16 protein-coding genes are annotated in these 19,081 nt (G+C 65.3%); 8 read left to right on the top strand and 8 right to left on the bottom strand.

The window, feature by feature from the left end; translation table 11 throughout:
- The first annotated feature begins 17 nt into the window (after nt 1–17).
- The 4 genes from J2851_RS11620 to J2851_RS11605 are packed head-to-tail and all read left to right on the top strand — an operon-like array spanning nt 18 to nt 6,291.
- Complete coding sequence (locus J2851_RS11620; protein ID WP_209766436.1) at nt 18–1,493, top strand: GntP family permease; 1,476 nt, start codon at nt 18–20, stop codon at nt 1,491–1,493.
- A 27-nt stretch (nt 1,494–1,520) separates the two neighbouring features.
- On the top strand, nt 1,521–2,609 hold the full coding sequence (locus J2851_RS11615) for an efflux RND transporter periplasmic adaptor subunit (protein ID WP_246500588.1): 1,089 nt from the start codon (nt 1,521–1,523) through the stop codon (nt 2,607–2,609).
- Nucleotides 2,606–5,689 carry an efflux RND transporter permease subunit gene (locus J2851_RS11610; RefSeq protein ID WP_209766434.1) on the top strand — a complete coding sequence of 1,028 codons (3,084 nt, stop codon included), beginning with the start codon at nt 2,606–2,608 and terminating at the stop codon, nt 5,687–5,689. Before J2851_RS11615 ends, J2851_RS11610 begins: the two co-directional genes overlap by 4 nt.
- 20 nt (nt 5,690–5,709) lie before the next feature.
- A complete protein-coding gene (locus J2851_RS11605) occupies nt 5,710–6,291 on the top strand; it encodes a hypothetical protein (protein WP_209766433.1) in 582 nt (193 codons plus the stop codon).
- Nucleotides 6,292–6,342: 51 nt separating this feature from the next.
- On the opposite strand, the gene J2851_RS11600 is transcribed toward J2851_RS11605, so the two are convergent.
- Both J2851_RS11600 and J2851_RS11595 read right to left on the bottom strand, forming a co-directional pair.
- The gene (locus J2851_RS11600) at nt 6,343–6,801 is read right to left on the bottom strand and encodes an ASCH domain-containing protein (RefSeq protein ID WP_209766432.1); all 459 of its coding nucleotides are present in this window, start codon (nt 6,799–6,801) and stop codon (nt 6,343–6,345) included.
- Nucleotides 6,794–8,950: a GNAT family N-acetyltransferase gene (locus tag J2851_RS11595; RefSeq protein WP_209766431.1), complete on the bottom strand. Its 2,157-nt coding sequence runs from the start codon at nt 8,948–8,950 to the stop codon at nt 6,794–6,796. Before J2851_RS11595 ends, J2851_RS11600 begins: the two co-directional genes overlap by 8 nt.
- Nucleotides 8,951–9,311: 361 nt before the next feature.
- Here J2851_RS11595 and J2851_RS11590 point away from each other — a divergent pair, with 361 nt between their 5' ends.
- A complete protein-coding gene (locus J2851_RS11590; RefSeq protein ID WP_209766430.1) occupies nt 9,312–9,764 on the top strand; it encodes a hypothetical protein in 453 nt (150 codons plus the stop codon).
- An 18-nt stretch (nt 9,765–9,782) separates the two neighbouring features.
- Here J2851_RS11590 and J2851_RS11585 read toward each other — a convergent pair whose 3' ends face one another.
- Nucleotides 9,783–10,070 (bottom strand): hypothetical protein, encoded by a 288-nt coding sequence (locus tag J2851_RS11585; protein WP_209766429.1) that lies wholly within the window; start codon nt 10,068–10,070, stop codon nt 9,783–9,785.
- A gap of 225 nt (nt 10,071–10,295) precedes the next feature.
- Between J2851_RS11585 and J2851_RS11580 the strand changes: the two genes are divergently transcribed.
- Nucleotides 10,296–10,520, top strand: a complete 225-nt coding sequence (locus J2851_RS11580) for a hypothetical protein (protein WP_209766428.1) — start codon at nt 10,296–10,298, stop codon at nt 10,518–10,520.
- Between the two features lie 47 nt (nt 10,521–10,567).
- Here J2851_RS11580 and J2851_RS11575 read toward each other — a convergent pair whose 3' ends face one another.
- Together J2851_RS11575 and J2851_RS11570 are read right to left on the bottom strand one after the other, a co-directional pair.
- A complete protein-coding gene (locus J2851_RS11575; protein ID WP_209766427.1) occupies nt 10,568–11,668 on the bottom strand; it encodes a TRAP transporter substrate-binding protein in 1,101 nt (366 codons plus the stop codon).
- A gap of 135 nt (nt 11,669–11,803) precedes the next feature.
- Complete coding sequence (locus J2851_RS11570) at nt 11,804–13,168, bottom strand: dicarboxylate/amino acid:cation symporter (protein ID WP_209766426.1); 1,365 nt, start codon at nt 13,166–13,168, stop codon at nt 11,804–11,806.
- A 212-nt stretch (nt 13,169–13,380) separates the two neighbouring features.
- On the opposite strand from J2851_RS11570, the gene J2851_RS11565 reads away from it, so the two are divergent.
- On the top strand, nt 13,381–13,542 hold the full coding sequence (locus J2851_RS11565) for a hypothetical protein (protein WP_209766425.1): 162 nt from the start codon (nt 13,381–13,383) through the stop codon (nt 13,540–13,542).
- 244 nt (nt 13,543–13,786) lie between these two features.
- Here J2851_RS11565 and J2851_RS11560 read toward each other — a convergent pair whose 3' ends face one another.
- The gene (locus J2851_RS11560) at nt 13,787–14,776 is read right to left on the bottom strand and encodes a hypothetical protein (protein WP_209766424.1); all 990 of its coding nucleotides are present in this window, start codon (nt 14,774–14,776) and stop codon (nt 13,787–13,789) included.
- 437 nt (nt 14,777–15,213) lie between these two features.
- Here J2851_RS11560 and J2851_RS11555 point away from each other — a divergent pair, with 437 nt between their 5' ends.
- On the top strand, nt 15,214–15,876 hold the full coding sequence (locus J2851_RS11555) for a calcium-binding protein (RefSeq protein WP_209766423.1): 663 nt from the start codon (nt 15,214–15,216) through the stop codon (nt 15,874–15,876).
- A gap of 240 nt (nt 15,877–16,116) precedes the next feature.
- Here the strand turns inward: J2851_RS11555 and J2851_RS11550 are convergent, their stop codons facing one another.
- Entirely contained in the window at nt 16,117–17,817 is a 1,701-nt protein-coding gene (locus J2851_RS11550; RefSeq protein WP_209766422.1) for a hydrogenase maturation protein, read from the bottom strand.
- Nucleotides 17,817–18,959 (bottom strand): hydrogenase formation protein HypD, encoded by a 1,143-nt coding sequence (gene hypD, locus J2851_RS11545; RefSeq protein ID WP_209766421.1) that lies wholly within the window; start codon nt 18,957–18,959, stop codon nt 17,817–17,819. Before hypD ends, J2851_RS11550 begins: the two co-directional genes overlap by 1 nt.
- Nucleotides 18,960–19,081: the final 122 nt, after the last annotated feature.

Here is a 19,081-nt window from a genome sequence, read left to right as displayed (position 1 = left end):
CACATGGAGCGAACAGCATGACCGATCTCGCCGCCGTCCTCGTCGCGCTCGGGCTGCTCATGGGTCTGGCCTACCGGGGCGTGACCCTGCTGATCGCGGCCCCCGCCACGGCGCTGCTCGCGGCGTTGCTGACCGGCGGCCTGCCGATCCTCGGCGCCTACACCCAGATCTTCATGAGCAACACCGGGTCCTTCATCGTCTCCTTCTTTCCGCTGTTCATGCTCGGCGCGATCTTCGGGAAGCTGATGGACGACACGGGCTCGGCGCGGTCGCTCGCCCGGCTGGTCAGCGCCCGTCTGGGGCCGGAGCGCGCGGTGGTCGCGGTGGTGCTGTGCTGCGCCGTGCTGACCTACGGCGGCGTCTCGGCCTTCGTCGTCGCCTTCGCAATCTACCCGGTCGCCGCCGCCCTGTTCCGCAACGCCGACATCCCGAAGCGGCTGATCCCCGGCGCGCTGGCGCTCGGTGCCTTCACCTTCACCATGTCGGCCCTGCCGGGATCGCCGGCGATCCAGAACGCGATCCCCATGCCCTTCCTCGGCACCACGGCCTTCGCCGCGCCGGCGCTGGGGATCGTGTCGGGGCTGGTGATGTTCGCGCTGGGCGTGCTGTGGCTGAACGGCCGCGCCGCCCGCGCGCAGGCGGCCGGCGAGGGCTACGGCGACCATGTCGACTGCGCCCCGGCGCTGGACCGCACGACGCGGGAGCGAGCGCAGGCCGAAGGCTTCGACATCGTGGAGATCTCCGCCAAGCCCGCCTCGGCCATGGACCCCGACGCCGAACGCCTGCCCCCGGCGGCGCTGGCGGTGCTGCCGATCGTCGTGGTCATCGTCACCAACTTCCTGTTCATCCAGGTCGTCGTTCCGCGGATGGACACGGCCTTCCTTGCCGAACCGAAGTTCGGTGCGACGACCATCGAGACCGTGCGCGGCGTTTGGGCGGTCATCGTGTCGCTGTCGGTCGCCATCCTTCTGCTGATCGCCGGCAACTGGCACCGCCTGGACGATTTGCGCACCAGCCTGGACCAGGGGGCCGATGCCTCGGTCCTGCCGATCTTCAACACGGCGAGCCTCGTCGGCTTCGGCGCGGTGATCGCCGCCCTGCCCATCTTCGACGTCATCAGCCAGGCCGTCCTGGCGCTCGGCGGCGGCAATCCTCTGGTGTCGGTCGCGGCGTCGGTGTCGGTGCTGTCCGCGATGACCGGATCGGCGTCCGGCGGCATGAGCATCGCGCTGGACGCGCTCGGCCCGACCTTCGTGGACATGGCGCGCACGACGGGCGTGTCGCTCGAGGTGATGCACCGGGTGACGGCGGTCGCCTCGGGCGCGCTGGACGCGCTGCCGCACAACGGCGCGGTCATCACGCTCCTCACCGTCTGCCGGCTCAGCCACCGGGACGCCTACGGCGACGTGTTCGTCGTCGCGGCCGCCATCCCGATGATCGCGCTGGTCGTCCTGATCGTCCTGGCCGGCCTGTTCCGGAGCTTCGGGCTCTAGCCCGGCACGGCATGAATGGAGGCTCCGATGAACAACAGTCTGCATCACGGTCGTGCGTCGCTCGCCCTCCTGTCGCTGCTCCTGCTCGCGGCCTGCGACGCCGACGAAGCGCCCGTCGCGGATCCGGTGCGCCCGGTGCGGGTGGCGGCGGTCGAGCGGCGAGACGCCGGCGAGACGCTGACGCTTCCCGGCCAGATCCAGGCGCAGGACGAGGTCAGCCTGTCCTTCCGCGTCGACGGCCGGATGGTCGAGCGGCTGGTGAACGTCGGCGACACGGTCCAGGCGGGCCAGGTGGTCGCCCGCCTGGACCCGGAGCCGACCCGCAACGCCCTGCGCGCGGCGCGGGCGAACCTGACCGCGGCCATGGGGCAGCAGACCCTGGCGCGCAACGACTACGAGCGGCAGGAAACCCTGCTGCGCCAGGGCTGGACCACCCGCGCCCGCTACGACGCCGCGGCGCAGGCGCTGAAGGCCGCCCAGGCGCAGGTCGACGCGGCGCAGGCGCAGTTCGACACTGCGCAGGACCGGCTGGGCTACACGGAGCTGGTGGCCGACGGCCCCGGCACGGTCACCGCCCGCGGGGCCGAGCCCGGGGAGGTGGTGGCGGCCGGCCGCATGATCGTGCATCTGGCCCGTCAGGGCGGGCGCGACGCGGTGTTCGACGTGCCGGCCTCGGCCATCCGGGACGCGCCCGCCAACCCCGTCGTTACGGTCTCCCTGGTGTCCGACCCCACCGTGCGCGCCATCGGCCGGGTGCGCGAGGTGGCGCCCCAGGCCGATCCGGTCACCCGCACCTTCAAGGTCCGCGTCGGCCTGCAGGACCCGCCCGAGGCCCTGCGGCTCGGCTCCACCGTCAACGGGTCGATGCAGGTCGGCGGCGTCGGCGGGATCGAGATTCCGGCCACCGCCCTGACCCAGGCGAACCAGCAGCCGGCGGTCTGGATCGTCGACCGGGCGACCAACACCGTGGCGTTGCGCAACATCGACCTCGACCGCTACGACCTCGCCCGGGTCATGGTCGCGCGCGGCCTGGAGGCCGACGAGATCGTGGTGACCGCCGGCGTGCAGGCGCTCCGCCCCGGCCAGAAGGTCCGCATTTTGGGAGAGGGCTCATGAGCACCTTCAACCTCTCCGCATGGGCGATCCGCAACCGCTCCCTGGTCCTGTTCCTGATGATCGGGGTGGTGGTGGCCGGGACCGTCGCGTTCCTGAAGCTCGGCCGGGCGGAGGATCCGGTCTTCACCATCCGCACCATGGTGGTGCAGGCGCACTGGCCGGGCGCCACGCTGGACGAGACGCTCCAGCAGGTGACGGAGCGGATCGAGCGCACCCTGCAGGAGGTGCCGAACCTCGACACGCTGCGCAGCTACACCGTCCCCGGCACGACCGTGATCTTCGTCGACCTGGTGGGCAGCGCCCATGGCCGCACGGTGTCCGACACCTGGTACGAGGTGCGCAAGCGGGTCGGCGACATGCGCCACACCCTGCCGCAGGGGGTGCTCGGCCCCGGCTTCAACGACGACTTCGGCGACACGTTCGGCATCATCTACGGCTTCACCGCCGACGGCTTCACGCACCGGGAGCTGCGCGACGCGGTGGAGGACGTGCGCTCCCGCCTGCTGCTCGTCCCCGACGTCGCGAAGATCGAGCTGCTGGGGGAGCAGGACGAGCGCATCCACGTCGATTTTTCGCTGGAGACGCTGGCCGGCCTGGGCGTCGAGCCCGGCGCGCTGATCGCGGCGCTCCAGGCGCAGAACGCGGTGCGCCCGGCCGGCGTGCTGCGCACGGGGAAGGAGGCGCTGTCCCTGCAAGTGTCCGGCGCCTTCGCGTCGGAGCAGGACATCCTGGACGTCAATTTCGTGGCCGGGGGCCGTATGCTGCGCCTGCGCGACGTGGCGGAGGTGCGCCGCGACTTCGCCGACCCGCCGCAGCCCCTGTTCCGGGTGGACGGCAAGCCGGCCATCGGGCTCGCCATCGCCATGCGGCCGGGCGGCGACATCCTGGCGCTGGGCCGGAACATCACGGCGGAGATGGCGCGGGTCAACGCCGACCTGCCGGTGGGGATCGAGGCGCACCCGGTGGCCGACCAGGCGCGCACGGTGGACGAGGCGATCTCCGACTTCATCACCTCGCTGTGGCAGGCCATCGTCATCGTGCTGGTGGTCAGCTTTATCGCACTCGGCCTGCGCGCCGGCACCGTCGTGGCGATCACCATCCCGTTGACGCTGGCGATGGTCTTTTCCGTGATGGATCTGGCCGGCATCGACCTCCAGCGCGTGTCGCTGGGTGCGCTCATCATCGCGCTCGCCCTGCTGGTGGACGACGCGCTGACCACGGTGGACGCGATGACGCGGCGGCTCGCCGCCGGCGACCGGATGGAGGTCGCGGCCGTCTACGCCTACAAGACGCTGGCCTTCGCCATGCTGTCCGGCACGCTGGTGACCATCGCCGGCTTCGTGCCCATCGGCTTCGCGCAAAGCTCGGCCGGGGAGTACACCTTCTCCATCTTCGCGGTGGTGGGCATCGCGCTGATCGCGTCCTGGCTCGTCGCCACCGTCTTCGCGCCTGTCCTGGGCACCATGCTGCTGAAGCCGCCCAAGCCCGGAAAGGCCGAGGAGCCCGGCGCCGTGATGCGCCTGTACCGCCGCGCGCTGGAGGCGGCGATCCGGGCGCGCTGGCTGACCATCGCGACGACGCTCGGCCTGTTCGTCCTGGCGATCTCGGCGCTGGGCCTCGTCCCGCGGCAGTTCTTCCCGCCGTCGGACCGCGTCGAGCTGATGGTCGACCTGCGCCTGCCGCAGAACGCGTCGATCCACGCCACCCGCGAGGCGGTCGAGCGGTTCGACGCGCTGCTCGCCAAGGAGCCGGGCGTGGAGCGCTGGAGCAGCTACGTCGGGCGCGGCGCGATCCGCTTCTACCTGCCGCTGAACGTGCAGCTCGCCAACCCCTTCATGGGCCAGTCCGTGGTCGTGACCACCGACGTGGCGGCGCGGGAGCGGCTGCAAGCCCGCCTGGAGACCCTGCTGGCCGACGAATTCCCGAACGCCGTCGCCCGCGTCTACCCGCTGGAACTCGGGCCCCCGGTGGGATGGCCGCTCCAGTACCGCGTCCTGGGTCCCGACCCGAACCAGGTGCGGGAGATCGCGCTGAGGCTCGCGCAGGTCGTCGGCACCTCGCCAGAGGCACGGCGGATCAACTTCGACTGGATGGAAACCGCGCGCACGCTGCGGGTGCGCATCGACCAGGACGAGGCGCGGCGCCTGGGCCTGAGTTCGGCCGCCGTCGCCGCCATGCTGGACGCCACCGTCTCCGGCACCGCCGTCACGCCCATCCGTGACGGCATCTACCTGATCGACGTCCTGGCCCGTGACGCCCGCGGCCAGACCCTGTCCATCGAGACGCTGCGCAGCCTGCCGGTGCCCCTTCCCAATGGCCGGAGCGTCCCGCTGAGCCAGCTGGCCTCCTTCGACTACGGCCAGGACCTGCCGCTGGTGTGGCGGCGCGGCCGGGTGCCGACCCTGACGCTGCAAGCGGACGTGGCGCCGGGTGTCCTGCCGGAAACCGCCATCGACGCCCTGGCGCCGCAGATCGCGGATCTCTCCGCCTCCCTCCCCCGCGGCTACCGCATCGAGGTCGGCGGCATCGCCGAGGAGAGCGCCAAGAGCCGCGAGTCGGTCTTCGCCGTCGTCCCGCTGATGCTTCTGCTCGTCCTGACCGTGCTGATGATCCAGCTCCGCAGCTTCCAGCGCCTGTTCCTGGTGCTGAGCGTGGTGCCGCTCGGCCTGATCGGCGTCGTGCTGGCGCTGCTGGCCTCCGGCCAACCGCTGGGCTTCGTCGCCATCCTCGGCGTGCTGGCGCTGGTCGGCATGATCGCGAAGAACGCGGTCATCCTGATCGAGCAGATCGAGGCGGAGCGCAGCGCCGGCCGCGGCATCAATGACGCCGTGATCGCGGCGAGCGGGTCCCGCTTCCGCCCGATCATGCTGACCGCCGCCTCCACCGTGCTCGGCCTGATCCCCATCGCCTTCACGGTTTTCTGGGGCGCGATGGCCTTCGCGATCATGGGCGGCCTGCTCGTCGCGTCGCTGCTGACGCTGATCTTCCTGCCGACCCTCTACGTGGCGTGGTTCGGCCGCCGGGAGATGGCGCCGGAACGCTCGCCGATCCCACCGCCCTTCCCCCCATCGACCGCATGACCGGCCCGGAGCCCACAACCATGGACACAAGGACGACGATGCGGGCGGAGAGCCGCAGAGACGATAATGATGGCGGCATCGACATCCGGCTGTGCGACCTGTCGCAGCTGTTCCGCTGCCTCGACCCGTCACCCTTCCGCGCGGGCACCCTGACGGAGGACGCGGAGGCCTATCTCCTGAACCGGGCGAAGGAGCAGCCGGACGGCCAGCCGCTGCGCATCACCCTCCACCTGCCGGCCGGAACCCTGGCGCGACACCCCAATTTCGACATCGCGTCCGCCCTGACCGGCCATTTCGCCGCCTGCGCCGCCGCCGAGAAAAAGCGCCTCCGCGAGGCCGTCCAGATATGGCGCCAACAGGCGTTGATCGGATTCGCGACCCTGTCCGCCTGCCTCTTCCTCGCCTGGCAGATCTCCCACCATCTCACCGCCCGCGCCATGACCCGGATCCTGCAGGAAAGCTTCGTCATCCTGGGCTGGGTCTCGGTCTGGAAACCCATCGAGACGTTTCTCTACGAGCTGCTTCCCTCACGCCAACACCGGCGCCGGAACCTGCTGCTTCGGCTTGCGTCGGCAGAGGTGGTTGTTCGCGAGGATGGATAGGGGTTGTTGTTCCGGCAAGGATTGGTGGATTTCCGAATGCCTGAACAATGCTCACGCACAGACGCCTGATGAGGAAGGGAGGGCGGCAGCAAATAGATTGAGTTCGGGTCCGCCCGTGGCAAGGCGCTTAAAAAATTGCGGAGGATGGAAGCTGCTAAGGTGTCGCCTGATCTCTGCCAGAGCAAAGGTCAAATTTAGTTTCTCCACCGACGAGAACACGATTGCATATGCAGTATCAACGCCTTCGTAATACGCATCAAACTCTGCTTTGGTGATTCCGCTCTGCCGCCCGTAATCGCGCCAGATTTTAGACGGGGGGGCAGCAACGACCGTATGGACGATCCCCAGAACCTCAACGGACCCACGAGGGAGCGTACAGTAAATCCAGACACGACAGCCGTTGGCCACCTTCAGGGGGCGGCGCCGAAGCTCAACGGTCTTCTGCCCCCGCACCATGCTGTCGACATGGCGGGGATGGACCGAAATAAGGATGTCCTCGGTCTCAGCCATCAATGCGCCCTTCCCGTACCACTTGTGTCAGCTTATCAAACGATATGGTTCTTGCACTGACAAGATTCGAGCCATCAATGCAACCCAACTGGCGTAAGCGTTCCAGAGGCACAGGAGATTTAAAAAGAAAAATATTGTCGAAGGACGTTTCAGTCACTTCCTTTCCCACGCTCCGCTGCTCCAGCGTGCGATCATCAAGCACTCCCCGCCGCTTCACCTTTCCCAGTGCTTCCGCCTTGCTCACTACCCTGCTGTTGGTGATCCGAGCAAGTGCGATTGCACATCCTCGTCCATTGCCATCCAGTGATTCGTAAAAAATCATGGGTGTCCCTGGCGCCATACGCCGGTGCGTGATTGGTGCGCTGATATACACGCGCTCTCGCCGCAAAATTGCCTCTGGTGGAGCTAACATCGAAAGCTGAGGACTAGAGCCGAGTAGTTCACGAGCATACTGCTCCTGGATCGGAACGATAACACCATCTCGCCCTTGGAACAAGAAGAGAACAGGCGACAAGCTCCGTTCGATTTCGGCCAGGGACATCTCTATGTCCCGCTGCCCCGTGTTTACGAGCAAGGAGGGGTTAGCAGTTGTAAAGGTCGGAATTTGCACCGGCAATGATAGCGTAGCAACCGAGACGAGGGACTTGCGAACAGGGTTCCAATTTTCGGCTGAGACTACTCGCCCAACCGCAAGGCGCTGCAGCGTGGATGCACCAGCGGGCGTCTTATCGGGAGGCAGAAATCCCATCGACAGACTGACTTGGCGTGTCATCATCTGACCCGATGGAATATGCAATCGAACAAGGGTTGGGGCAACGTCGCTCAGTTCGCGAGGGATGACATCAACCAAGTAGTCGATGATGGTTTCCGCCGCATGGTGTCCCTCATCAACGCACAAATACACGTCGGCAACACGCTTTATCCCCCCATGCACCTCCCACTTAGCAAAGCCTAAAGCGCCGCTCTCGCCCGTGACCAGCAACCATTGGGCAGGGCTTCCCTGGCAATCCAAAGCTTCATGGATGAATGACGCTTTCGCGCGCATCGCTTCCAAGAATGCGCGGGCTTGAACAAGGTCATTTTCATGATTGCGGTGGGAACGGAGGGGACCGCTGGCTGCGTCTGTGATGGATACCCTAGGTACGCGGATGCCCACATCAACAATCCGTGCAAATTCCTCCACACCGATGACATCTATTTTGTGGATTTCGTTTAGATATCCGCTTGCGCGTAGAATGGCGTTTTCGCTGGTGACGAACCCCGCTGCGCCGTGGTGGATCGCGGTGGCAACGTGGATCAGGTCGGACTTGTCGCGCTCTGTGAGGGTTCCGCGGGCCGCCCGTTCAGGAAAGACCACGGGAGCCAGTTTGCTAACCAGGGAGCGGACTGTTTTTTCAGGCGGCCTGCTCAGGACATCCAACTGGCTGGCAAACGCAAGAACTGGATCATTGCTCGTGTCCGCCGAGGTACGAAGCAGTTCCGCCGTGAACTCGGCCGCGACCATGAGACGAATGCTGTTGATCAAGCCTGCCCGTATGACCTTAGCTGCCGACGATGAACGAGGCCTCTTACGAATAACGTCAAATAGGACATTCAGGTCGATCAAATAAATTGGGCGCTGAGAAAGGCGCTCCACCAAACACAAACCTTCGTTCTGCGTAGCATTACGCATGAGAATAAAAAGTGATGGAGTATCCAGTTCCAGAACTCGTATATTGATCCGCCGCTTTCGGGCGCTGCCGCCAGCCCTAGTCCTGACGATACGGAAACCCATATGCGCCCAGACATCATTCGCCGCCAGATCGTCGGCCACGCTGGCTTTGATACTGAGCCACTGGCTTGCGGTCAGTCGTTCCTTCAGGTAGCCAATCAAACGACCCGCAATCCCGTTCCCACGACAGGCCGAATCAACGAAAAGCTGGAACACCTTGGCATGGGGGTAAATGCCCCCGAACATGAGATGTCCAGCGTAAATTTCTTTGCCGGCGGCGGTGACGGTCGCCACCAGCAGTTTCCCCGAGATAGCAAGGTCGTCATAGACCTTGCTGGGCAGAAACCCCAATTCTTCCTTCGCGCTGTCCGCTCCTGCCTTCACATATGGGAGGAAAGGAAGGACATCCTCAGGCTTGCCTCTGATTCCGATGAGCATGGCCGGCTTCGACTGTTTTCACCATCTTAGCAACACAGCCATGGAAGGAAAAGGATAGGTTTCCAGACAACCTGAAGAGCGGTATCCGAAACAGAAGATATCTGGATTCGTACATAGCCAAACGGCTTTTCTCGTCTGATGGCGCGACGGAAGCGACCGGGCCATGAAAGCTGACGCAATGAATCAGCAAACATCCGCTGTTGGAGGCTAACAGCTGCCGACGGAAAGCCCGCAATTCGCGCAATGCGGACTCTTACACGGCTCACAAGCCAACGCACCCGAACGGCCAAAGGTCACGTGCCTCGGCCGCCGATCTGTGACACTGTCCCGCCCCTTCGTTTGGGCTGGCGTGGAGTGTGGAATGCGGGGACGGCAGACGCGGGCGCAGATTCGGGCGCCCTATCTCGACCCCGTGCGGGTGGGCGAGTCGTCGGGGAATCTGCGGTGCCGCTGCTGTGGGCGGCCGGACGGGGTCGTGGTGCGCGGGTTGCCGGATGGACGGTGGTACGACGGCGCGGACGAGACGTGGCGCGACGCTCGGGGACGGCGGGTGGATTGGCCGGCGCCGGTGGAATACGCCGCCACCACCGACACGCTGGTCAGCGTGGAGGCTCTGCGCATCACCAACGCGCCGGTGGAGCGCGTGCGGCTGCTGTGCAACCGCTGCCGCCGGCTGGAGGGCGCCGTCCATGGCCGGGCGCGGGCGCGGATCAGCATCCTGCTGCGCCGGGCCATCGGCGACCTGTTCCTCGGCCGCTACGACGACCCTGGCGTGCTGGCGAAGCTGGTCGAGCTGTTCCGCAAGAACAACTGACCCAGGCAAAGGCCCCTGTCAGGCACCGTCGTCCATGGCGATGCCGCCGTCCAGCCTCGCGGCGAGTTCCCGCCGGGCCAGCAGTTCGGACGGCACCCGTTCGGTGACCGGCGCGGACGGCGGGGGCGTGAAGGCTCCGTAGGGGCCGGCGTCGCCGACGATCCACTCGTCCTGGGGCTGCGCCTCGATCCGGCGGAACAGCGCCGCCGCGGAGGAGAGCGCCGAGTTGGCGATTTCCGGCACGGGCAGCGGCTTGCGCACCTCCCGCCCCTGCATGGCAAAGACTTCATCCTGCGCGTCGGACATGAGCATCTCCATCGCCACCGTCCTAAGAACGTGACATCCCCCCTGCCCTGTTCCAATCGCCCAAACGGCCAGTCCCGGCCACGTTTGCGCAAGCCCGGCGCCTATGCCGACGAAGGGGCGCGATTGCTGTGCGCTGCAACAAGGCTCTTGCGGTTTTGCCGGGCGGGCCGGAAACTCTCCCCGGGTGTCGTTCGGAACGCTTTGCGCAACCGAGGAGAATTGGGAATGGCTGGTTACGACAACGCCGACGGCCCCGCGGGGCTGGTCATCCGGTTGATCGACACCGCGGTGAAGGCGCTCGACGAGATGTCGGACGCGGCCGGCGAGATCGCGCCGGACGTGGGGAATTATACGGACGCCCTGGTGGCCGCCCAGCGCATCGCCGACCGCGCGGCGCAGGACCTGAAGCGCCTGTCCCAGAAGGTGGCGGCGGACGCGAAAGCCGCCTGACGATTGCGCGGAAAACGGTGCGGCGCCGAAACGCCGCACCGGACCCTTTAGCGGCGCTGGCCCGCCGTGAAGGCGAAGTTATCGAAGCTGCTCTCGGCGACGCGGAACCACAGGTATTCCTCGTCGCGGAACTTCTTCCACGGCTCGTAGATCTTGGCGAACTTCGGGTTGGCCTTGGCCGTCTCGTCGTACAGCTCGGTGGCCGCCTTGTAGCTCGCCTCCATGATCTCGCGCGAGAAGGGGCGCAGCTGGGCGCCGCCGGCCACCAGGCGCTTCAGCGCGGCGGGGTTGTCGGCGTCGTACTTGGCGTTCATCACCAGCGTCGCCTCATAGCAGGCCGCCTCCAGCGCCGCCTGGTACGGCTTCGGCAGCTGGTCCCACTGCTGCTGGTTGACGTAGAGGGAGACGTTCAGGCCGCCTTCCCACCAGCCGGGGTAGTAGTAGTACTTGGCGACCTTGTTGAAGCCCAGCTTCTCGTCGTCGTAGGGGCCGATCCACTCCGCGGCGTCGATGGTGCCCTTTTCCAGCGACGGGTAGATGTCGCCGCCGGCGATCTGCTGCGGCACGACGCCGAGCTTTTGCAGGACCTGGCCGGCAAAGCCGCCGATGCGGAACTTCAGGCCCTTCAGGTCATCGACCGTCTTGATCTCCTTGCGGAACCAGCCGCCCATCTGGACGCCGGTGTTGCCCGCCGGGAAGTTGACGATGTTGTAGTCCTTGAAGAAGTCGCGCAGCAGCTCCATGCCGCCGCCCTGCATGATCCAGGCGTTCTGCTGGCGGGCGTTCAGGCCGAACGGCACCGTGGCGTCGAAGGTGAAGGTCGGGTCCTTGCCGACGTAGTAGTAGCTGGCGGAGTGGCCGCATTCCACCGTGCCGTCCTTCACGGCGTCCAGCACCTGCAGGCCGGGCACGATCTCGCCGGCGGCGAAGGGGCGGATCTGGAACTTGTTGTCGGTGATCGCGGCGACGCGGCGGGCGATCACGTCGGCCCCGCCATAGATGGTGTCCAGGCTCTTCGGGAAGCTGGACGCCAGGCGCCAGCGGAGTTCCGGAGTCGACTGGGCGATCGCCGGGGCCGCCAGCGTGCTGGCCGCCACGCCGACGCCGGCCGTGGTCAGGCCCCTGGTCAGGAACGAACGACGCTTCATTGAGATCCCCTCCGGTTACTTTCTTGAGCACAAACAATCCGGGGGACCCTAGCAGTCTCGTTCCCGTCGCGGCAAAACCGTTAGCCCTGCAATGATCGAATGGCATACCCCACAAAAACGCCGACCCACGAAAATTTAGCGATGCGCGGCTTCCCGCCCGGCCATCGCGTCCTCCGGGTTGTCGGCGTCGGCACCGGTCTCATGGGCCAGCTGACGGTGCATGCGCTCCTCGTCCAGGGCGCCTTCCCACTTGGCGACCACGATGGTGGCGACGCCGTTGCCGACCAGGTTGGTCAGCGCGCGCGCCTCGGACATGAAGCGGTCAACGCCGAGGATCAGCGCGATGCTCGCCACCGGGATGGTGCCGACCGACGCCAGCGTCGCGGCCAGCACGATGAAGCCGCTGCCCGTCACCCCCGCCGCCCCCTTGGAGGTCAGCAGCAGCACGCCGATGATCCCCAGCTCGTGCGCCAGCGTCAGCGGCGTGTTGGTCGCCTGCGCCAGGAAGATCGCGGCCATGGTCAGGTAGATGCAGGTGCCGTCCAGGTTGAAGGAATAGCCGGTCGGGATCACCAGCCCGACCACCGACTTGTCGCAGCCCAGATTCTCCAGCTTCGCCATCATGCGCGGCAGCACCGATTCCGAGGAGGAGGTGCCGAGCACGATCAGCAGCTCCTCCTTGATGTAGCGGATGAAGCGGAAGATGTTGAAGCCGGCGAACCACGCGACGGTGCCCAGCACGACGAAGACGAACAGCAGGCAGGTGGCGTAGAAGCCGGCCATCAGCTTGCCCAGAGACAGCAGCGTGCCCAGCCCGTACTTGCCGATGGTGAAGGCCATGGCGCCGAAGGCGCCCAGCGGCGCCACGCGCATGATGATGCCCACCACCTTGAACAGCGCGGCCGACGTCAGGTCTATGACCGACAGCAGCGGCTTGCCGCGCTCGCCCAGGAAATGCAGGCCGAAGGCGAACAGGATCGCGAACAGAAGCACCTGGAGGATCTCGCCCTCCGCGAAGGCGCCGACGACCGTGTCCGGGATGATGTGCAGGAAGTAATCGACCGCCCCGGTCTTCTCCGCCGCCTGCGTGTAGGTCTGGATCGCCTTGGTGTCGAGCGTGGAGGGATCGACGTTCATGCCCACGCCGGGCTTCCACAGGTTGACGATGACCAGCCCGATGACCAGGGCGACGGTGGTCAGCGCCTCGAAATACAGGATCGCCTTCACGCCGACGCGGCCGACCTTCTTCATGTCGTCCATGCTGGCGATGCCGTGCACGACCGTGCAGAAGATGATCGGCGCGATCAGCATCTTGATCAGCTTCACGAAGCCGTCGCCGAAGGGCTTCATCTTCTCCGCCAGCGCCGGCTGGAAGTAGCCGAGCGCGATCCCGATCGCGATGGCGCACAGGACCTGGAAATACAGGTTGGTGTAGAGCGGCTTGTGAGCCGGTGACGGCGGGCGGGGGCCTGCGCCGGCCGTCCCGATCTGTTCCTGCATGGCGCGTCTCCCACAATGCCATCCTGCAACTGCGCCACCCGGTAACTGTGCCGGGGCGCGGGGGGATGCACGCTACCCCGATATTTCCCTGGTTTCCGGCACGTTCCGCCGCCGCTTTGTCACATTGGCCCGTGAAGAGGATTGCTCCGGATCAATGCCGTGCGGCGGGTGCGTGCCTAGGCTCGCGATCAGACCTATGGGGAGATCGCGTCATGAGGATCCTGGATGCCCGTTCCGTGACCACCGTCCAGCGCGCCCGCGCGATCACCGCCGACGAACTGGACCGCTGCCGCACCGTCGCCTACTGGAAATTCGTGACCGGCGCCCTGTTCTTCAGCGCGTGCAGCCTGCTGCCGTCATTGTTGCCCTGGTGAGTTGGCTCGGATCATTCAGGAGGATCGTGACGGTCGCGCCGAAGGATGGTGCCGTGGGCGCGCTCCGAGGGTCTGGCGGGCTGCCGGGATGGCAAGCCGGGCAGAACCCCAGGGCTCCCGGCCATGGCGGGCGTGAACTCCGTTGATCCCTGGGGAGACTGCTTCAGCACCAGAATTACACAGGAATTCAGCGGCTTAACCTCGCGCCCACCGCGCCGGATTCAGCTCTGATGAATGATCCGGGCTAGGTATCGATCTTGACAGAGGGCGACGAGGGGCTAACGCCGCTCTTCAGCGCATCCATCAGCGCCATCAAATTGGCGTTGGCCTCTTCGGAGGCGGCGGGCACAGCGGTGGCAGGCGTATTGCTCTTTGCATTAGCGCCCGATGCCGCCTTCAAAATCGACATAGCCGTCTTGGCATTGCCGGGGTCGAGAGCACTCGGCACCTGCGCCCCATCCACTGGCGCGGTAACCGGGAACTTGCCCTTGGCCGTAGCCGCACTCTTCTGCTGTGACGCTGCAGATGTTTCGTTTGTGGACGGGGCTGACGATCCAGACCGTGTTGAGACCTTCCGGCCGATGCCGGGCAAGTCAACGCCATTAGCAAATGACTTGAATGCATTTCCAAAAACTTCTTCCCGAAATCCCAGCTTGAACAACTTCTCTCCGGCGGCTTTTCCCTCTGATGAATAAGGACTAATCAGTCCGTCTTCCCCCATATTATTGGAAATAGCCGCCACGAATCCATTCATATTTTTGGCAAGACCTCCTGTATCGCCTTGCGATAAATCGGATTGCCTCTGTTCTGGGGAATAATCTTTATCAAGGGCAGTGACCGACTTTGCGAAATCCTCCTGGAGAGGGGCGAGTTTTTCTTGCACTTCCGTGGCGGAAAGCTCACCGCCAGCCTGTTGCTTACGCAGCTTGTCGCGAGCGGCGCTGAACGCAATGCGAGCAGAGCCAAGATCGCTCGCATAATTGCGCATCCTTTCCGATGCCGCATCCGCGGCAGCTAGACGCTGCTTGTCCTCCTCATCTTGAGGTCGCTCAGCAACATACCTTGAGAACGTCGCCTCGCTGGCCGCTGATCGCAGGCCCAATGCTACTTCCTTGGCACTGACCGCTCCGGATTTAACGAGATTCTCAAGAAATCCTTTTGCCTTATCACTAAGTTGGTTAAAAGCTTCAGCCGCCACACCTTTCAAAGCTTGACCGAGCTTGCTAACCGACACGCTGTCTCCTGCTGCAAGTTTGGGCTTGCCGGCCGCGGCCACGCTGCTTCCTGCTGAAGATGCAACAGGCTGCCACGTTGACGGAGCCATTGGCTGCGCGGCCTTCGTGATCGGCTGAAAAGTTCCCATTTCTGCCCCCATCTCTTATTTGAGAATTCCTCAGACTGCATCTGATTTATGGTTACTCACATTGCAACATACAAATTAAAAAACCTGTTAACAAGTGTTGTTACGCACGCCGAGAATTCGCCCCGATGGATAGTTCGATATCTAAGGATTGGCAGTACTTACAGAAACTGTCCTTTATCATGCATTCGCATGACACACTTTTATACACTAGAATGGAAGTCACTAGCTAGTAAAATGGTATTGACTTATGCTTTATTTAGAGATATATGGTCTAGCCTCGACTCCTACATACGTAAAGCGAGGATAAAATGGCGACCTATTCAGACGATGATAATGCACATTACATCACTGGCACGCAGAGCGCCGATGCCATTTACGGAAACGGTGGCAATGACACCATTGATGGTGATGTTGGGAATGATTCTCTTTATGGCGGAGCTGGCGACGACCAACTTTGGGGATCATACGGTTACGACTTACTCGCCGGCGAAAATGGGAACGACACACTGATTGGCGAAGATAATAATGATACTTTATATGGTGGCGCAGGCGCTGATCTTTTGCTTGGCGACTATTCTTATGATGGAGGAAATGATGTCCTCTGGGGGCAGACTGGCAATGATTATTTGCAAGGTGGGCAGAAGGACGATTTTTACGGATTTAATTTCAACTCAGATGGTCAAGATAAAATTTACGACACTCAAGGAGATTACGACACACTTCGCGTTAATGGCGTGACCATTATCAATCAGCTGACGATTAAATCGGCAACAGTCATTGGACACAGCGCTAATAACTTGCTGATTTACACCGATTCTGATGCGGCAGACGGGTCACTGTCTGAGTTCGTTGAAATCGAGAACTTCTATAGCGGTGGCGGATTTGGCGCTGGCCGTATCGAATATCTGAATGTCAACGGATCAAGTTTCTGGCTTAGCGATTGGATCAATATACAAAACGTAACAGCGTGACTGGATCTGTAGCTGCTTTGAGGGTGTGCCTTCGCAAGAAGGCCACTCTTTCTGGTTTGAATCCATCCTCACCTGGATCATTCACGAGGATCGTGACGGTCGCGCCGAAGGCGTGCCAACAGGTGGCGCCGTGGGCGCGCTCTGTGGGTCTGGCGGGCTGCCGGGATGGCAAGCCGCCGGTCGATCTCGGCCATGGCTCCAGGCCAAGCCCCCCACCCTTCCACGCGGACGCGTGGCTCCCTATCTCCCCCGCTGCGCGGGAGAGGGCCAGGAAGGGGCCAGAATCCTGTGCCGCGCCAAGTACAACGGCGTGCGTGACTTCGGCACCTTGAAGGTGAAGTTGTACCGCGCGACGTGGTAGCTGGGGTCGAAGCCGTAGAAGTTCAGGCGCATGCGCTCCAGTTCCTCCGCCCGGTAGGCCTCCAGCGGCTTCACCGCCTCATCTTCCGCGCGGCGGCGGCGCTTCTCCTCCAGCAGCACGGGCAAGGCCGGATCGGCGGCCAGCGCGCGGGCGCGGTCCCGCACCGCCGCCCGGAAATCGGCCACGCCCCGCCCGAACGCCTCGTCCAGCAGACCCAGCCGCCGCGCCTCCGGCGCGCCCATGGGCAGGCGGGCCTCGGTCACGGCGCGGGCGCGCTCTTCCCCGGCGCGGCGCGGCAGGACGTAGGTCCAGTATTCGCTGCCGTAGAGGTTGCCCATCCCCTTGTAGTGCGGGTTCAGCACCACGCCCCCGCGCGCCCACACGCGGTCGGCGGCCAGCGCCAGGAAGACGCCGCCGGCCCCGGCGTTGCCGGCCAGCGCCGCCACGGTCAGCTTGTCCCCGGTGGTCAGGATGGCGCGGGCGAGGTCGTCGATGGCGTTGATGGTGCGCCAGGACTCGTCGGCCGGGCTGTTCGCCGCCTCGATGACGTTCAGGTGGATGCCATTGCTCCAGAAATCGTCGCCGCCGGCCAGCACGATCACCCGCACGTCGCGCCGGCAGGCCGCTTGGTAGGCGGCGAGCAGCCGCTCGCATTGCCGGACGCTCATAGCGCCGTTGGTGAAGGGGAAATGCAGCCAGCCGACGCCGTCTGCCTCCTCGTACCACAGGTCGCGGTAGCCTGGTGCCTCGGGCAGGCGCGCGGCCTCCTCGCCCAGCACCAGCGCGGCGGGCAGCTTCAGCGATATCTCCGAGTCCCACGGCTTCAGGTGGCCGATCCACACCGCGCCGTCGACCGTAGCGCGGCACAGCGCCCCCTCGCAGCGAGCGACCAGGGCGCCGGGTGTGCCACGTAAACTGTGCTCCGGCCGGGCGTCGAACAGGCTGACCTCGCGGTCGCCGATCCGGTCGCGCACGCCGGGCATGCCGTCGCCGCTGCGGATCTTGCGCAGCACGGTGGCGGTGTCGTCGCGGCTCCAGTCAATGGCCCGGTCGGCCTGCCGCATCGCCGGGCGGGCTCGGCCAAACACAGCAGGATCGGCAGGATCGACGGGCGTCGGCTTGCCCCCGGCCGCAAAGCGCTCCAGCGCGTCGAGCACCGCCGCGACCGCCGCCTCCGTCACCTCGTGCCGGTACAGGCTGGCCTTCGGCGCCTCGCGCATGGCGAAGGGGACGGAACCCCAGACGTCGCCCGCATCCATCTCTCCGTTGGCCTGGAGCAGCGTCACGCCCCAGCGCTCCGCCCCCTCCAGCACCGCCCAGTCCAGCGCCGACGGCCCGCGATCGCCGAGCGGGCCGGGATGGACGACGAGGCAGGGCACGCGGCGCCACACGTCCTCCGGGATCGCGCGCTTCAGGAAGGGGGCGAGGACGAGGTCCGGTCCGAACAGCCCGACCGCTTCCCGCGTCACCGCGTCGTTGACGTCGAATTCCAGCGACAGCGCATGCCCGCGCTCCGCCAGTTCCACATACAGGCGCTGGGTCAGGCTGTTGAAGGCGTGGCAGAGGATCAGGATGCGCATCAGGCCGCCCCTGCATTCTGGTGGTCGCGGAAGCGCCCGTAGGTGTAGTGGGCGGCGCAGCCCCCCTCCGCCGACACCATGCAGGACCCCATAGGGTTCTCCGGCGTGCAGACGGTGCCGAACAGCTTGCAGTCGCTGGGCCGCTTCACCCCGCGCAGGATCGCCCCGCACTCGCAGCCCTTGTGGTCGGGCACCGAGCGGCCGGGCACGGCGAAGCGCCGCTCCGCGTCGAAGGCGGCGTAGGACTCCTTGATGCGCAGGCCGCTGTAGGGAACGGTGCCGAGGCCCCGCCATTCGAAGCTGCGCCGCATCTCGAACACCTCGGCGACGAGGCGCTGGGCCTTGCGGTTGCCGTCGCGGGTCACGGCGCGGGTGAACTGGTTCTCCACCTCCGCCCGCCCCCCGTTCACCTGCCGCACCAGCATCAGGATGGCCTGGAGCACGTCCAGCGGCTCGAACCCGGCGACGACGACCGGCTTGCGGTATTCCTCCGCGAAATACTCGTAGGGGCGGCTGCCGATGACGACGGAGACGTGGGCCGGCCCGATGAAGCCGTCCAGCGGCAGGGTCCCAAGCTCCCGCACCTCCGGGCTTTCCAGGATGTTCTGGATCGCCGAGGGGGTCAGCACGTGGTTGCAGAAGACGGTGAAATTGGCCAGCCCCTTGGCCTGCGCCGCCTGGATGGCCAATGCCGTGGGCGGCGTGGTGGTCTCGAAGCCGATGGCGAAGAAGACGACCTCGCGGCCGGGATTCTCCTCCGCGATGCGCAGTGCGTCCATGGTGGACAGCACCATGCGCACGTCGGCCCCGCCCGCCTTGGCCTTCAGCAGGCTGACCCGGCCGGAGCCCGGCACGCGCAGCACGTCGCCATAGGTGCAGAGGATCACGCCGGGCTGGCGCGCGATCGCGATCGCGTCGTCGATGCGCCCCACCGGCAGCACGCAGACCGGGCAGCCCGGCCCGTGGATCATCCGGACGTTCGCCGGCAACATGTCCGGGATGCCGTAGCGGGAGATGGCGTGGGTGTGCCCCCCGCAGAACTCCATCAGGTGATAGGACCGTCCGGTCGCCGCCTCCCGCCCGATGGCGGCGGCGAGGCCGCGGGCAAGGCCGGCGTCCCGGAATTCATCGACGTACTTCATGGCCCCCGCCCGTTCGCCCACGCATGACGGCATTTGGCCGACCGCGGGGCGAACGGGCGTTGATGCGGATCAAGAATGCCGCGCGGGGGGCACACTTGGGGAAGGGACACGAACAATGAAGC

Origin of the sequence: Azospirillum rugosum (genome assembly GCF_017876155.1) — a bacterium.
Taxonomy (GTDB): Bacteria; Pseudomonadota; Alphaproteobacteria; order Azospirillales; family Azospirillaceae; genus Azospirillum; species Azospirillum rugosum.
This window is presented reverse-complemented; position numbering and strand designations above follow the sequence as displayed.

Coding starts and splice junctions, on each gene's coding strand:
- J2851_RS11620 (WP_209766436.1), top strand. CDS start 18: ATGACCGATCTCGCCGCCGTCCTCGTCGCGCTCGGGCTGCTCATGGGT.
- J2851_RS11615 (WP_246500588.1), top strand. CDS start 1,521: ATGAACAACAGTCTGCATCACGGTCGTGCGTCGCTCGCCCTCCTGTCG.
- J2851_RS11610 (WP_209766434.1), top strand. CDS start 2,606: ATGAGCACCTTCAACCTCTCCGCATGGGCGATCCGCAACCGCTCCCTG.
- J2851_RS11605 (WP_209766433.1), top strand. CDS start 5,710: ATGGACACAAGGACGACGATGCGGGCGGAGAGCCGCAGAGACGATAAT.
- J2851_RS11600 (WP_209766432.1), bottom strand. CDS start 6,801: ATGGCTGAGACCGAGGACATCCTTATTTCGGTCCATCCCCGCCATGTC.
- J2851_RS11595 (WP_209766431.1), bottom strand. CDS start 8,950: ATGCTCATCGGAATCAGAGGCAAGCCTGAGGATGTCCTTCCTTTCCTC.
- J2851_RS11590 (WP_209766430.1), top strand. CDS start 9,312: ATGCGGGGACGGCAGACGCGGGCGCAGATTCGGGCGCCCTATCTCGAC.
- J2851_RS11585 (WP_209766429.1), bottom strand. CDS start 10,070: ATGTCCGACGCGCAGGATGAAGTCTTTGCCATGCAGGGGCGGGAGGTG.
- J2851_RS11580 (WP_209766428.1), top strand. CDS start 10,296: ATGGCTGGTTACGACAACGCCGACGGCCCCGCGGGGCTGGTCATCCGG.
- J2851_RS11575 (WP_209766427.1), bottom strand. CDS start 11,668: ATGAAGCGTCGTTCGTTCCTGACCAGGGGCCTGACCACGGCCGGCGTC.
- J2851_RS11570 (WP_209766426.1), bottom strand. CDS start 13,168: ATGCAGGAACAGATCGGGACGGCCGGCGCAGGCCCCCGCCCGCCGTCA.
- J2851_RS11565 (WP_209766425.1), top strand. CDS start 13,381: ATGAGGATCCTGGATGCCCGTTCCGTGACCACCGTCCAGCGCGCCCGC.
- J2851_RS11555 (WP_209766423.1), top strand. CDS start 15,214: ATGGCGACCTATTCAGACGATGATAATGCACATTACATCACTGGCACG.
- J2851_RS11550 (WP_209766422.1), bottom strand. CDS start 17,817: ATGCGCATCCTGATCCTCTGCCACGCCTTCAACAGCCTGACCCAGCGC.
- hypD (WP_209766421.1), bottom strand. CDS start 18,959: ATGAAGTACGTCGATGAATTCCGGGACGCCGGCCTTGCCCGCGGCCTC.